13 protein-coding genes are annotated in these 14,521 nt (G+C 44.2%); all 13 read right to left on the minus strand.

Features of this window, described 5'->3' with window-relative positions:
* Nucleotides 1–521: 521 nt before the first annotated feature.
* The 13 genes from D3P09_RS16625 to D3P09_RS16685 all read right to left on the minus strand — a co-directional run bounded on the left by D3P09_RS16625 (nucleotide 522) and on the right by D3P09_RS16685 (nucleotide 14,520).
* Nucleotides 522–1,673, minus strand: coding sequence for a copper amine oxidase N-terminal domain-containing protein (locus D3P09_RS16625; RefSeq protein WP_165867472.1), 1,152 nt, complete (start codon nucleotides 1,671–1,673; stop codon nucleotides 522–524).
* Nucleotides 1,674–2,451: 778 nt separating this feature from the next.
* A complete protein-coding gene (locus D3P09_RS16630; protein ID WP_120112215.1) occupies nucleotides 2,452–3,057 on the minus strand; it encodes a hypothetical protein in 606 nt (201 codons plus the stop codon).
* A gap of 29 nt (nucleotides 3,058–3,086) precedes the next feature.
* On the minus strand, nucleotides 3,087–3,320 hold the full coding sequence (locus D3P09_RS16635) for a hypothetical protein (protein WP_120112217.1): 234 nt from the start codon (nucleotides 3,318–3,320) through the stop codon (nucleotides 3,087–3,089).
* A 727-nt stretch (nucleotides 3,321–4,047) separates the two neighbouring features.
* On the minus strand, nucleotides 4,048–4,452 hold the full coding sequence (locus D3P09_RS16640; protein ID WP_120112219.1) for an Imm7 family immunity protein: 405 nt from the start codon (nucleotides 4,450–4,452) through the stop codon (nucleotides 4,048–4,050).
* 22 nt (nucleotides 4,453–4,474) lie between these two features.
* A complete protein-coding gene (locus D3P09_RS28175) occupies nucleotides 4,475–6,004 on the minus strand; it encodes a restriction endonuclease fold toxin (RefSeq protein WP_243644243.1) in 1,530 nt (509 codons plus the stop codon).
* 33 nt (nucleotides 6,005–6,037) lie between these two features.
* Nucleotides 6,038–6,271, minus strand: coding sequence for a hypothetical protein (locus D3P09_RS16650; protein WP_120112221.1), 234 nt, complete (start codon nucleotides 6,269–6,271; stop codon nucleotides 6,038–6,040).
* A gap of 539 nt (nucleotides 6,272–6,810) precedes the next feature.
* Entirely contained in the window at nucleotides 6,811–7,053 is a 243-nt protein-coding gene (locus D3P09_RS16655; protein ID WP_133305021.1) for a hypothetical protein, read from the minus strand.
* A 123-nt stretch (nucleotides 7,054–7,176) separates the two neighbouring features.
* Nucleotides 7,177–7,536 carry a deaminase domain-containing protein gene (locus D3P09_RS16660; protein ID WP_120112226.1) on the minus strand — a complete coding sequence of 120 codons (360 nt, stop codon included), beginning with the start codon at nucleotides 7,534–7,536 and terminating at the stop codon, nucleotides 7,177–7,179.
* Between the two features lie 509 nt (nucleotides 7,537–8,045).
* The gene (locus D3P09_RS16665) at nucleotides 8,046–8,306 is read right to left on the minus strand and encodes a hypothetical protein (RefSeq protein ID WP_120112227.1); all 261 of its coding nucleotides are present in this window, start codon (nucleotides 8,304–8,306) and stop codon (nucleotides 8,046–8,048) included.
* 12 nt (nucleotides 8,307–8,318) lie between these two features.
* Nucleotides 8,319–9,824 carry a pre-toxin TG domain-containing protein gene (locus tag D3P09_RS16670; RefSeq protein WP_120112230.1) on the minus strand — a complete coding sequence of 502 codons (1,506 nt, stop codon included), beginning with the start codon at nucleotides 9,822–9,824 and terminating at the stop codon, nucleotides 8,319–8,321.
* Between the two features lie 33 nt (nucleotides 9,825–9,857).
* A complete protein-coding gene (locus D3P09_RS16675; RefSeq protein WP_120112232.1) occupies nucleotides 9,858–11,786 on the minus strand; it encodes a hypothetical protein in 1,929 nt (642 codons plus the stop codon).
* A complete protein-coding gene (locus D3P09_RS16680) occupies nucleotides 11,783–13,672 on the minus strand; it encodes a protein kinase family protein (protein ID WP_120112235.1) in 1,890 nt (629 codons plus the stop codon). Before D3P09_RS16680 ends, D3P09_RS16675 begins: the two co-directional genes overlap by 4 nt.
* Before the next feature lie 38 nt (nucleotides 13,673–13,710).
* Nucleotides 13,711–14,520, minus strand: coding sequence for a hypothetical protein (locus D3P09_RS16685; RefSeq protein WP_120112237.1), 810 nt, complete (start codon nucleotides 14,518–14,520; stop codon nucleotides 13,711–13,713).
* Between the last annotated feature and the right edge of the window lies 1 nt (nucleotide 14,521).

Below are 14,521 nucleotides of genomic sequence, written 5' to 3' on the forward strand. Positions count from 1 at the left end.
ATCATTGGGTCGCACTTTCTTCCCAAATCTATTTTACGCTTCAGCGCGTACTCGCACTCATTAGGATCACCTCCATCTTTATTTAAATACGGAAGTTTCCATTGTTCATTATTTCTATTTCCTTTATTATCATATAAGTCGACTCTTAAGTATTCTTCCTTGCCTCCAGTAAGCGGTCCGCACTGAGCGCGATCAGGATCCACGGCCGCAGATTTACTGTTCGAAAGCTTATCGCATGTAGTATCAGCCCTTATTACAAAAGCTTTGGTACTGTAACGAATATTCGAAGTAGCCTTCTTATTGGGACTTACGAATATAAGCTTTCCATCTTTGAACCATGCCCCTTGACGAAACTCTTCACTGTCCTCTTCCGCTGCTTCAACTACCGTATTTGGACCCATCGGGAAACTCATTATTAAGATCAAAAATGCTAGGATACCTATCTTTAATCTATTCACAAAAAAGCCTCCTTAAAACTTTAGACAGAGAAACTAAGGAAGTCCTCATTCTCAAACTCGGTATTACTCTAAAATATTGTAAAAATATTTATTAATATAGAACATATTCTCTAAATAGCGAATCCCTTGAGATTCTCCCCAGGTACTGTTAGCAACGTTAGAAGTCATTCTTATTACGGAATAGCCATCGTACCAGACGCCCTTCTTAAGTTTAAAAGAGTCAGAGGAATTAGATACATCCCAGTTATCTAAGAAGGTTTGTGACGAGTCATTAGCAGAAATAATCATAAATTTAAAGCGAGTAGGGAACCAGTTAAGTGAACCCGATTCGTAAACTGTTGATAATTCAGGATCGGCATAACCCTTGGCAATCACTTTGTTTTTCTTCACCCAGTTTACATAGCCTTTGATGAATTCTTTGTTTCTAGCTGTGATATAAGCATTTTTTGTCACATCACCAGAAAAGCTATTCATCATGGCCTCAGATAGCTTATCCGCACTGATTGTTCTGTAATCCACATTAAGCTGAACAGCATAATAATTGCGTATTTTATTTCCTAGTACATCTGCAATCTCCTTGTAGGATTCAGTAGGTCTTTTTTCAATAAACGCCCTGCTGTTACGAAATTCATGATCATAAAATTTATAAAACCCTGCACTCTCGAGATCCGTAAGCTTCATCCATCTGGCACTCCATGTTTTGCTGTACTCGCGCCCCCATGGATCTAGAGCTACTTTGCCTGCATCGAGTTTGGCTTGATATGCTCCATCCGTAACTCGAACCGCACGCGCACCTTCATCCCACACCACTGTAGAGTCTAGTACTTCACTTACAAAACGGAGCGGAACCATGGTACGTCCATCGTACTTTTCAGCAGCCGTATCCAGTTCTGTCGGTTGCCCGTCCAGCGTAACCGTTTTGGAGCCAATTGACATGCGGATCTCTTTGGAGGAGTAATGAATCACAACCGTGCTCGTCGCTTCCTCCCACTTCACATTCGCACCCAGCTTCTCACTAATAAAACGCACCGGAACCATCGTCCGCCCGTCCGTGTTGATATAAGGCTCCGTATCCGGGAATTTCACTTTTTGACCGTTCACAATTACAGGAATGATGCGAAGATCCTTCCCAGGCGCCGCAGATGCCGCACCAGACAAAACACCGCCTGCAATCATAGTTGCTGCTAAAATAGCTGTTATCGTTTTCTTAAACATTTTAAAATCGACTCCTTTTCTAGTTATCATCTGCCAAAAATATTAACCTGCCAACATCACCTAAAACCTCAAATCACTCTACTATATTGTAAAAATATCTATTGCTATCGAACATATTCTCCATATAACGAATTCCTTGAGATTCTCCCCAGGTACTTTCGGCAAAATTGGGAGTTATTACCACTGGAGAATAGCCATCGTACCACACGCCTTTTTTAAGTTTAAAGGAGTCAGAAGAGTCAGATGCATTCCAGTTATCCAAGAAGGTTTGAGACGAGTCATTAACAGAAATAATCATAAATTTAAAGCGAGTAGGGAACCAGTTAAGTGAACCCGAACCCGATTCGTATACTGTTGATAATTCAGGATCGGCATACCCCTTTGCAATCACTTTATTTTTCTTTACCCAATTAACATACTCCTTAATGGTTTTTTTCGCTTCCGAAAGCTCTGACTCAAGACAACAATATTCAACAAACCACCTAGACCTTAGGCACTATAAAGAATACTTTCATTTCCTCATGAATCTAACTTCCTTTCTATTTTTAGTACTATTTATATAAAACTTATCTATCATTAATTTAGCACATTTTTCCTGCACATCCAATCACTTTTTGCATAATTAAGGACTTTTCTACCATGAGAAAATTGTTAAACTTTATATTTGTTTGTTACTCTCATAACACTTGTGCCTGCTACTCTGTATATGCAAATACAATAGAAAAAAGCCAGTCATGGTATGCCCATAACTGACCAACAATAGCCTGTACTAGTATGATTATTTTATGAATAATACTATATCATCATCATTAAATTCCTCTGTTAACACGCCTCTCTCCAAATACGTAGATTCAATCATTTTCAACAAGTGAAGCGCATAAGTTAATCTATAAATCACAAAAAAACCTCTTTCTGCTTCTAAAGGCATGGTAGTAAATCGTTTTTGCATATTTTCATCTATATAACTCACGATTATTTTATCAGCCTGTGCTTCGGCATAAACTTCTTGGGGCATGATTTGGTTAAAACTATAGTTCTTATCTTCTATACCCAAGTGTCGAAATAATGTTTCTAATTCCTCAAACGATTGAACTCTATGGATTGGATGATTCGGAGTGTGAATTTTTTGGAAAAAGAACTTTTGTAATGTTTTTAAGAAGAAGAACTTGATTGCCTTCTCCTCCGATATAAAATTTACTGCCCCTTCTTTCTCTGGGGATGGCCTCTTTTCGAAATTCATTTCAGAAAAGTACCAACCTGCATCGTCAGTCTCTATTTGATTGTAATTCTCGTAGTACCCTTTCATTTCTTTAATACAATTATCGTTAACATGTAATTCAATTCCTATATCACCGCAAATGAACTGCAACTGGTTTCGATTCATGGTATGAACTCCCGTCCTTAATTAGAGAATTATGATATTCTAAAGTTACGCTTTATCCATATCAGAAAATAATTACACGCACTCTCTTCGCTATCAAATACCCTACATTCCTTTTTATTACCACGCTCACTATAATACGTTTTCCACCCATCAGTATTTTTGTCGATACAAAATGTCTCGTTAGGCAGCCCACCATTTAATGAATAAGCATGATCCGGAATGTTCATTTCTAAGAGTTTATTCTGAAGCTCATTTAGATTCATTAAATCAAAACCTCCTTCGAAAAACTACTATCTTGTACAATTCTCCAATCATTATTTAGGTGGATATACTTCGCCCTGTGGTAGACATCATCATCCTACCCCCATAATATTGACTGCTTCAGTATAGAATTCATCGAAGTAGCCTTATACACACCTATAAAGTCAATGACAAACATTATGTATTAAAATAATTCTGACTATTTATTATCCAGTATCTTTCTGGTATTGGTACGTTATCTAAAAAGCTTTCATATAATCCAATCATGAGGTATATATTTCTTCAAAGATGCGGGTTCAGATGGATTCTTCTTTTAATAACTTTGTGGGATTGCAGTTTCACTTACAAAAAATCATCAAACCATTTAGATACATCAAACGCCACTATTTCTCCGCCTTGCCATTTCTCTATGAGAAAATATTTCGCATGCTTAATGTTGTACTTATATAAATGTGAACATCTTTTCGAAATTCAAAAAAATCGTAAGGAAGCAAAAATAAGGTCAATTATGGTGGTATCTGACCATTATCGACCTGTTCAATGTAACGGAATAGCGTTATTTAGGGTATTAGATTAAAGCATTGTTGTACGTCAATAGAAATTACAAAATTCTTATACGGATATTATATGAGTTATATATGTTATTAGTTGAATGATGGCCTCATTCCTTACTGGGTAGCTCCCAAGTATAATACAACCATCCTAACAACTTCTAAAATTTTGATAATTCTAATATTCAGAGTCATCAGCTACAACAGGTATTAATGGTGACAAAAATGGATCGTCTCTTTCTTCAATGTTACCCCTCGCAAGAACGTAAACTTTAAATTCGTTAAAATGTTTTGGGTGCTCATCATTAAAAACATAGAGCATTCCATATGAGCCAGGTGCAATAATTCCTACATTCTTCATTATTTCCACTGGATTAAATTTTGCTGAAGGCTCACGATTCCATAATCCTGTCATCCAAAGATGAAATTGTCCATTTATCGCCTTCATGTCTAACACATCTACATTCGGCTGTAAATCTTCAATATACTTTTTAACTGTATTAAAAATATTTACTTCTCTTTCATTACTGGCCTCATCACCAGTACTTTCTAAAATGACCGCCCAACCATGATATTGATACATACTTCACCTCTCTAGTCCTTCATTAAAATGGCGAGATATCAATAATAATCTCAACGTCGTATCTCTTCTCATATTCTCTTAATTGTCTAATTACTTTATCAGCAGGTGCTGTCTCAAAATGAAAGTATGCCTTCCTACCTGTTTCAATAGCAGCTTCAATGGTTGCCTTTGCTTGTTCCCTAAATTGGGAGCTTAGACTGTTCATTGAAGTTTTGGTTTGACCAATGTACTGGTCAGAAATCACATCAAATTCTCGACCTTTAGGGTCTTTATTGAATATCATTCGAGACTGTCCGCCGAGTTTTTCTGCAAGCAAATCTGCACCTGCATCTTCCTTAGCTGCTTGCTTTATTCCACCTGAATACTGGGTATAGATACCTTTACCACTATTTAATCTAGAAGCAGCATCACCCAACCCCTCAAGCGGACGATCCTTAGCAGCCCAGTTATAATAGTCCGTATCATCAAACTCATCGATCGGTCTGTTAACCCCTGGCCCGCCTTTTTTTGTGCCGCCTTTGACCGCGTCAACCACTTCATCCCCATGCTTAGCAACACCCGCTAACTTGCCTGCTTTGCGTATCCAGGGAAAGAGGATTCCACCTGCGGCGAGCGCTCGCTCCGCCGGGGTGAGTACCTCGCCTGTTATAATATTTTTGCCGATGATTGCCTCTGCGCCAGATTTGACATTGCCCACAACAGGAGCGAAATCCGCCCCCGTAGAAAAAGCTTCCAGAAACCACTTCGGACCTTCCTTGTTGTCCTCGTAATACTGCTGCCGCTTTTCAACATAGCTGTGGGCATCCGGATTATCCTGCATCTTCTTCCCTTTGTACTCGAAGGTGACCGGGTCATAGCCCTGAGAGATCGCATAATCCAGAAACTCTTGTATTTTTTTGCCGTCAAAGCCGCGCACCTGCTCGAAGACATCCGATGGCCACATCTCTACCATTTTGCCTGCATTGTATTGGTAAAGCAAGATCTCCAGATTCGAAAAACTGATCTTCGTCTGCTTCCCGTCGGACGTGTAGACCACATAGTCATTCACATCGTAATTGAACTCATAATACTTCACCGAGACATCAGGCGAAATCGTTGTTGGAGGCGGTGCGCTCGCTTGCCGTTCTTTGAGCTGTTGTTGCCACTGTATTAGCCACTCCAGCCCAAACATAATGCCTTGCCCCATAAGCGCCAATGCCGCCAATTGCTCCGGCGTCCAGTCCCCCGAGCCAGGAGAGCCTGCACGGAGCGGAAAGTTCCCCACCCAAACTCCGGTATCCGATGATTTGCGAATGAGCCCGTTCTCTACTTTATTATACTGCTCCGTAGCATTCTTAATAAAAAGTTGTATATCACGGAACCGCCGATCAATCTCCTGCAGATCGCTTCTCGCGCGAGATATCCGGGAGCTGATAGAGCGTCGCGCCGCTATTGAACCGTCTACAGAGATGAAGTTAACTCCGCTCTTCGCTGTCGTTAGACGCATCGCCTGCGTATTCAGAATAGCATCCTGGCTCTGTACCCTTCCGGTATCAATCTTGATTTGGGACATAGCTTCCCTCCGACTCTAAAAGTATCCGTTCTCCTAACGGAACGCCTCTTCGAATATATCTGCTACTTCTTTGCTCTCAAATGGTTTGACCCGATTCAACGAGCACGCCCGGATATGCTGGGATCGCGGAAGCACAATAACCTTCGCCAGCAGCGGATCAATCGATAGATCTTGCACCATGCGCATCGGATCAACCGGCGGATCAATAAGAATCACTTTCTGGGCAATATTCGGCTCCTGGAACGATTCGACGGCAGGCTTAAGCAATTCCGTACCGCGCGGTTTGCAATCCGGAGGGGCTGTTCATAAGCCACCAAGATAGAGCACCACTAGGCATAAGGGGGATTCTATAGTTATTTCTGTGACAGTCTCACTTTAACTTAAGTACATCAGCTTTGAATTCATCGAAATCATCTTCTAATTCCAATTCATTTAGTCGTTTCGCATAAAATTAATATTTCAATTTTTACCAATCATAATAAGAGCATAAATAACATATATACAACTCGTTTATTTGTATAAATTATGGATGTCCCCCCCCTTTTACTCTCTGTTTACTTTATCTAAATACCTTCTCGACGAGACGAAGCACTTCAAAAACCTGTGAGAGAACGAAGAAAACAAAAACAGGTCATATTACAGTTTCATCTGTCCATAACTAACCTGTTTGATGTAATGCAATAGGTAGCGAATTCAGTTTACACAGTTAAAGCATTTGATGTGAATACAACCGAAATACAGCTAGCTTTATCTTTAGTTATTCGCTCTCGGTAGTCCCCAAAGCTTTAGTTGAGTCAAGTTGATATTCAACCAATAACCTCAACATTCTGTATCTCTATTTCAAGTGATTCAACACGCCGACTTAAATCCTTAGCATCATCTAAACCCAATTCTTCAACAAAGTTATCAATATCAAAAACTTTAATGATATTTTTGATTTGTTCATGGATGCGTGCAGATATTATCCCATTATTAATTTGCAAATGGGCTAAGCTTATATAAAATATAGTTTTCTCAGTTTCGCCCTCTTCAATTACATTTGCATTCATACAAGCATCGTCCCCCGGCTTGTAGAGCATTTAGTCCATCGTTAACTGAAATATTGAATACCTCTTCAACATAATCTATTAGCTCGTTATAGCCCCATTCTTGCATAACGTTCCCCTCTCTGCCTATTTTACGACCTTACCATCATTTGTGAGTACATTCACTGTGATGTTTGGATATTCTCTTCTAAAAGCCATTATTATATCAGAGCAACTTTGACAGGTAAGACGTTCAGTAAACAGATTAATTGTTCCTTTTGCATTTTTGTTACCAGAAAGTTGTGTTGCGATATCATTTAAAATTTTGTATTCCGTGTCATAATCTCTTAAGTATGATTCAGGTGTATCAATCTTTGCGTTATCTGGGTCAACCTTCTTAGCTTTAAATGCAGGCTCTCCCTGAGGTTTCAAAGAGATACCAGATAGTGCATCCTTGTCTGTAGCTTCGTTTATTGAACTGTGGGCAAAGAATTCCTTATTATTAATCCTTGAATATCTACTTTAGCATCCACTGGGCGACTACTGAGTAGGAAAGATTGCTAGCCTGACACGTATCCTCACCTGTTCTATGTCAACTGGTCGTCACCAGATTTATTAACTTGCACAATATCTATCTCGGCAAATAGCCCGATTGTTGCGGACAATTTACCAATAAGTCCTGACAATATTAATGGTCGATCTATCCATTTTAGAAGGTAAGATGGCTAAGACAGCTTATCTATCGGACAGCGTACCCTACAAGAGAAAGTGAACATAACAAAAAACAGGTCAATCATGGAAGTATCTGGCCATAATCGACCTGTTTCATGTAACGGAATAACGTTATTTAGGAAATAAAATTAAAGCATCTGATGTGCGTACAATCAAAATGACGAAATCTTTATACGGGTATTACATGGGTCACATGTATTATTAGCTGAATGATGGGTTCATTCGGCACTGGGTAGCCGACCGACAGAAAATAAACCGTTAGTAGCAAATGGGGCAATTGGTTGTTAATCGTAGCTTACTAATCTCTTTCCGATTAAATCCTCAGCAATATAGTCGCCTGGCTCTAATTGAATAGTTATGGATTCTGTAAGGCTAATGTATTCCTGCCTATTAACCAGTGCAACCCCTTTAACAAAATAAGATCTTGAAATGTCGGTTTCATCATGTAGAACTTTTCCCTGGAGACTTCCATTTGGTTTTCCTTCAATAGCAACTATATTGGCAACCCTGATATAGAAAGCTGTTTTGACCTCAATTGAAAACATATTCTCACCTCGTCATTTCCCTAATTCATCTAATTCTTGTCTCATTCTTCTCAATCTCTCAATCGTAGCTCTTGTCTCATCATTAGGAATCCCATACGCTTTTCTGTAATTTATGAGTTTTTCGGCGGCTTCAATTTCCACAGTGAGCACTGTTCTTGGCGTTTGGTCGGGTATTTTCCCTGCTCTGTATTGTGCAGTATGAATGAATTCTTCAAATACCGCAGAAGTCGTTGGATTCTGCCTTAATTGTATTGTTTTCTCATTCCAAGTGACAGCCTCTGCCCCACGATAATCTAAATATCTTATTGCCTCGTCGGACTGATCAATTACTCCTCCTTGTTTTTCAAATGCCTTTTTCATCCTATCAAATTTAACAGGGTCTATAGAACCGGTAGATTGCCCCGTACTTCTTGCAAGACCTTCTCCCGTCCCCTCAACCGGACGATCCTTAGCAGCCCCTGGCCCAACTTTTTTTGTGCCGCCTTTGACCGCGTCAACCACTTCATCCCCGTGCTTAGCAACACCGACTAGCTTGCCTGCTTTTCGTACCCAAGGTAGCACGACCCCGGCAGCAGCCATCCAGCGGTCCGCAGTGCTCAGATCTTCTCCGGTTATCGCATTCTTTCCGCTAATCGCTTCCCAGCCTGCCTTGATGTTGCCCGCCACTGGAACAAAATCCAAACCGAAGGAAACACCGTTCAGAAACCACTTCGGACCTTCCTTGTTGTCCTCGTAATACTGCTGCCGCTTTTCAACATAGCTGTGGGCATCCGGATTATCCTGCATCTTCTTCCCTTTGTACTCGAAGGTGACCGGGTCATAGCCCTGAGAGATCGCATAATCCAGAAATTCTTGTATTTTTTTGCCGTCAAAGCCGCGCACCTGCTCGAAGACATCCGACGGCCACATCTCTACCATTTTGCCCGCATTGTATTGGTAAAGCAAGTTCTCCAGATTCGAAAAACTGATCTTCGTCTGCTTCCCGTCGGACGTGTAGACCACATAGTCATTCACATCGTAATTGAACTCATAATACTTCACCGAGACATCAGGCGAAATGGTTGTTGGAGGCGGTGCGCTTGCTTGCCGTTCTTTGAGCTGTTGTTGCCACTGTATTAGCCACTCCAGCCCAAACATAAGGCCTTGCCCCATAAGCGCCAATGCCGCCAATTGCTCCGGCGTCCATTCCCCCGAGCCAGGAGAGCCTGCACGGAGCGGAAAGCTCCCCATCCAAACTCCGGTATCGGATGATTTGCGAATGAGCTCGTTCTCTACTTTATTATACTGCTCCGTAGCATTCTTAATAAAAAGTTGTATATCACGGAACCGCCGATCAATCTCCTGCAGATCGCTTCTCGCGCGAGATATCCGGGAGCTGATAGAGCGTCGCGCCGCTATTGAACCGTCTACAGAGATGAAGTTAACGCCGCTCTTCGCTGTCGTTAGACGCATCGCCTGCGTATTCAGAATAGCATCCTGGCTCTGTACCCTTCCGGTATCAATCTTGATTTGGGACATAGCTTCCCTCCGACTCTAAAAGTATCCGTTCTCCTAACGGAACGCCTCTTCGAATATATCTGCTACTTCTTTGCTCTCAAATGGCTTGACCCGATTCAACGAGCACGCCCGGATATGCTGGGATCGCGGAAGCACAATGACCTTCGCCAGCAGCGGATCAATCGATAGATCTTGCACCATGCGCATCGGATCAACCGGCGGATCAATAAGAATCACTTTCTGGGCAATATTCGGCTCCTGGAACGATTCGACGGCAGGCTTAAGCAATTCCGTACCTCGCGGCGTGCAGTCCGTAATAAAATGAACCGATAATGCCGATGGCGCAAGCTTGCTTAGAAGCTCCGTCTGCGAAGCATCCAGCAGAACATGAATATGGGCGTAATAGTTAAGGCGCAGCTTCAATTCCGCTACCATGCCTTCTGCTTGCTCCAAATCGATATCCGAGCCTCCGGCTACACATAGGAACGGCTGCTCCAACCGCTGCTCCAGGAAAGTCGCCAGCGACACCGCCTCAACGCCGTATTGGCCTAGCTTGGTATTCCCGGTCAAATCCAGCAGCAGCGTATTTTGCCGTCTCGATACGACGCCGGACCATGTCAGGGCAGTTGCCGTGCGGCCAGTATTGGACGGGCCTACGAACAATCGCAGCGAGTTTTTTATGACATGATCCACAATCACAACATCCTCGATCCGCTGGGCTTGCAGCAGCTTGATCAGCTTCTGCTGATACTCGATAATCGTAGCGTCCTCTTCGCACAGCTTAAACACCAGATTGACTACGCTTTTCACTTTTTCTTCTATAATAGAGAACGTTACTTTGTTTCGATTAAGGTCCGACAGCAGCCGGCTTGTAATAGCCGCCATATTCTGCGGAATAAACAACGGCTCCAGCGGCTGCAAAATATCATTAACGTACGGATAGCCGCTCGGCCCTTTGTCCTGGAACTGGTCGATCAGCTCATTCACGCTAAGGTCCATCGCTTGGTACATCTCGATGATCTCTTTGGAAAGCTCCATGAGATCCATCTGTACCGACATACGCGCATCAACCAGCTCTTGCAGCTTGCCATAATCCTCATAAAGGAGCCGCGTCGACGTAATCGTGTCCAAAGCATCGCGCATCTGCCTGATACGGGCATCCACCGCTTCTTCGGCTGATTGAACGACCAGGTCCATGACAGAGGCCAGCTTGTCCGCCAGCAATCCATTTTCGATTCCTTTATAGGCGGCCCGGTTCACGCCGATCTGCCTTAATTGCTCAAATCGCATATCGGGAGGAATCGTGCTGTCCTTGAACACCTTGGCGATCTGCGCGTCCAATTCCTCCAGCATGTTAACGGCTTCGGCATACTGTACATTCTCATGCTTAAGCTCGTATTGAATCGTTTCCTTATCCATCTGCTTCTTCAAAGCATCAAAGCCGCTAAACTTGCCGATCGCCTCAAGACGAGCCTCAAGACCTGCAGCCGTCTCCAAGACCACTGGCGGCTCTTCATACACCAATGACTGCGAATCATCCTCTTCTTCATCTCGCCAGGACTCAGGCGCTGCCTGCTCTTCCTGCTCGGCATCATAGCTGTAGCCTCTTGTATCCCCGGATTCGATCCTATGCTTGCCGCTGATCGATTTATTCTGGATAACGGATTGAAGGGCTCCGACCACATAATCGAAGGACAGCTTAATCAGCTGCGTCTTTTGCACATCGCCCTCTACAAGATCGGCTTCTGCGTCCTTTTGATACAAATACACAACGTCAATAGCGTCATGCTTCTTTAGAATGGCCTCCCTCAATGCCTTGCCTTTTGAGCCGCCCATATCTTTGGGACCAAGCACGACCACATCCATTTGGGTTACTGCAGGATCAATAGGCAACAGCTCAATTAATTTTTGACTGTTGGTTTGAAAGCCTTTGTCCGGCATGGACTTTTTGACGAAAGCTCCCAATGAAGCGCCATATATCATGATTGCGGTCCTCCTGGCAAGAAATGATCTTTATAATCGGTATAAAACTTAAAATTAAGCTGAGCATTGCGGTTTTTATTGTAGATAAACGGGAAATAGTAATGTTCCACAATATCAATCTGCTCCTGCACATACTCATCAAGGTTATAGGCATATTTGTAATAATCATTGACATAACGCATATAGGTCTCTGTAGCTGCGAACACCTTCTCATGCAGCTCCTGGTCCTGTGCAGAATCCTTCTCTGCCAGCTTCTGAATCTCGCTATACTGCTCCAGCAGCTTCTGAACCAATTCATCGCTGCGTTGGCCAATCGGCTTGCGAAGCTCTTCGATCTCCTTGCTCATCAAGGCAATCGCCTTGTCTCTGTCTGCAAGCTCCTGCTTCAACTGCGCAATCTCCGCATTGACCGCCTGCTTCTGTGCTTTGGTCTGTACAGGCCCGGCATCCGCTAGTCCTTTGAAGTAATTGTACGCCCAATAACCGCCCGTTCCGATCACACCTACTATCACAAGCGCAATAAGCGGCTTCATCAGCTTGCCAAGCAGCTTACCCGGCGAACGCTTGCGCTTCTGCTTGCTTTGATCTGACAATTGCTTTTGCAGGGACTCTATCGCAATCTCAATTTCCTTGGCTACACTCTCATGAGGCTGAAGCGCAAGAATAGATCGGTAGGTTTCAATAGCCTTCGGCAAATTGCCTTTGCTCTCATAATCTCTTGCCTTGCGCATGAGCTTGGCGCTGCCATTCTGGTCAGGCTTTGAAGTCGCAGTAGGTCTCACCGGTTGAGCTGGTTCAGGCTTGGGCAAAGCTGCTGCCGGACGAGCTGCAGGGGCTGCAGCAGCCGCTGCTTCCTGTCTGACCAACGGTGCCATTGTCTGCTCTTCGCGTCGCGGCAAGGCCGCTCTCGGCTCCTCGCGCTTTTGCATCGATACCGTTACATCCTCGCGCAATACGGACTGGTCGATCTTGGACAGCTCCAGCATCCATTCACCAAAGGTCGGACAGTGCCCCAGCTCGTCGCTTTCCCATGCACGTTGCATCAATGAAGTGACTCCCGCTCCCCATAGCGGCTTAACGGCTTGAACGAGCTTATCATAACGATCGCAATGTGTTTGCAGCTCTCCTGGGTCAAAATAACTCTCTCCCCAGGCATGCTGTGTGAAAGTGCCTGTACATGCAGCCAGCATCTCCATAATAAGAACAGCTCCTGCAAAACGGTCCCCTTGCGCATTCCACATCTGCGCGCTGGCATATTTCGGGGCATAACCCGGAGAACCTGCCGGCAAATACTCCGGCCGCTCGAATTGCACGGAAAACAACTGTTCCAAATCGATAAGCTGCACAAAATTAGAGGACTTAACAGGATTTCTTCCTTCGGTGAACATCGGCATCATGACGTTAGGGCCTGACAGATCGCAATGCGCAAGGCCCCGCTGCTCCATCGTCACCAGAATTTCGACCAGAGCGTATGCAGCCGTGTAGCTCTGCCTCCGCGTGATAGGCTGCTTGTTCAGAATCATATCCATCCAAGTCGGACCTTCGATCCACGGCATTAGAACGGCATAGAGCAAATCCGGTTCCTTGGCAAGCAGCTCCGGGTTATTATGAGGGGTAATGGTAGCCCGTTCGCAGGCAGCGAGTCCGTTCATTGCGGCAAATTTGCTTATCTGCGAAGACAAATGCACAGTGGATGGATTAATAAGCTTGGAACGAAACACTTTAATCGCTTTCTTATGACTCGTATCCGTTGATTCCAGAAGATAGACAGTGCCTTGCCTGCCCTCCTGCCCGTAAGGTATGCCTGGCGCAAAAGGATGCTCGCCAATTGCATAAGTCTCTCCGTCTATGGTCAGCTTCGCATGAACATCTGTTTGAAAAGCCATCGTCCGATTCTCCTTCAATTTGAATGAATGGGGGGATGTCAGGGCGTCTGCCACTGAATATGTATAATGGACATATCGTCACTGGACGGATCCGCAGCTTCGTGCGCAATGATATCGGTGATCTTGTCTTTTGTTATCCGGCTTGAGGCGTCCAATCCCTTTAAGCCGTCCGAATACGCCAATACAGCGCCACTGCCGCTTCTCGAACAAGGCAAGCTGCCGACATGAATATGCGGTGACCCGCCGACCGGTCCGGACTTTGTGCTCCAGCGCTCGCTCGTATGGAAGCTGTCCCCCAAGAGACCTTGCTGCTCGACGCCATTCTCCCAAATTCTGATCCGAGTATCGCCCTGCCAGGCTAAGAGCAGCCTGCCGTCAGCGTTATTGCTGCTGGGCCACTCGATTTTGCCGCAGCAATAGATGGTGCTGCTGCCCATTTCCTTCTTAGCCAGCAGCACCTCGCGCAATATGCCTTTAATATGAGAAGGAATTTGATGGCGCTGCAATTTCTTGTCCGCTTCTTGGGCCTGTCCTATGAGATATCCATGCAAGCTCTCACGCAATCGAGAGGCATCCATTAAAGCGGAATCTTCCGAAATCAACCAATCCAGCAAGCTTTCCCCAAGAAAGCTCGCCGCAATATCGCCGTAATAGGACATGCTGATGCCATCGCAGAGCGCAAAGGCAAGATATTCCTTCTCCTCAATGATGGTCAGATAGTCCTGGCCAGCCTCCCCATTCTCCCTTGCTTCGGCCGAGCGGGAATAACTGTACTGATAACGCCCAATACCGCTCTCGACACTTGCCGTCTCGGTCTCGCTTCCTTGTGGAAGTCTGATTCTGGCCATC

The organism is Paenibacillus pinisoli (assembly GCF_003605435.1).
In the GTDB taxonomy this organism is placed as follows: domain Bacteria; phylum Bacillota; class Bacilli; order Paenibacillales; family Paenibacillaceae; genus Pristimantibacillus; species Pristimantibacillus pinisoli.

Coding starts and splice junctions, on each gene's coding strand:
- D3P09_RS16655 (WP_133305021.1), bottom strand. CDS start 7,053: ATGAATGCAAATGTAATTGAAGAGGGCGAAACTGAGAAAACTATATTT.
- D3P09_RS28175 (WP_243644243.1), bottom strand. CDS start 6,004: ATGTCCCAAATCAAGATTGATACCGGAAGGGTACAGAGCCAGGATGCT.
- D3P09_RS16665 (WP_120112227.1), bottom strand. CDS start 8,306: ATGTTTTCAATTGAGGTCAAAACAGCTTTCTATATCAGGGTTGCCAAT.
- D3P09_RS16640 (WP_120112219.1), bottom strand. CDS start 4,452: ATGTATCAATATCATGGTTGGGCGGTCATTTTAGAAAGTACTGGTGAT.
- D3P09_RS16670 (WP_120112230.1), bottom strand. CDS start 9,824: ATGTCCCAAATCAAGATTGATACCGGAAGGGTACAGAGCCAGGATGCT.
- D3P09_RS16675 (WP_120112232.1), bottom strand. CDS start 11,786: ATGATATATGGCGCTTCATTGGGAGCTTTCGTCAAAAAGTCCATGCCG.
- D3P09_RS16625 (WP_165867472.1), bottom strand. CDS start 1,673: ATGTTTAAGAAAACGATAACAGCTATTTTAGCAGCAACTATGATTGCA.
- D3P09_RS16685 (WP_120112237.1), bottom strand. CDS start 14,520: ATGGCCAGAATCAGACTTCCACAAGGAAGCGAGACCGAGACGGCAAGT.
- D3P09_RS16635 (WP_120112217.1), bottom strand. CDS start 3,320: ATGAATCTAAATGAGCTTCAGAATAAACTCTTAGAAATGAACATTCCG.
- D3P09_RS16680 (WP_120112235.1), bottom strand. CDS start 13,672: ATGGCTTTTCAAACAGATGTTCATGCGAAGCTGACCATAGACGGAGAG.
- D3P09_RS16630 (WP_120112215.1), bottom strand. CDS start 3,057: ATGAATCGAAACCAGTTGCAGTTCATTTGCGGTGATATAGGAATTGAA.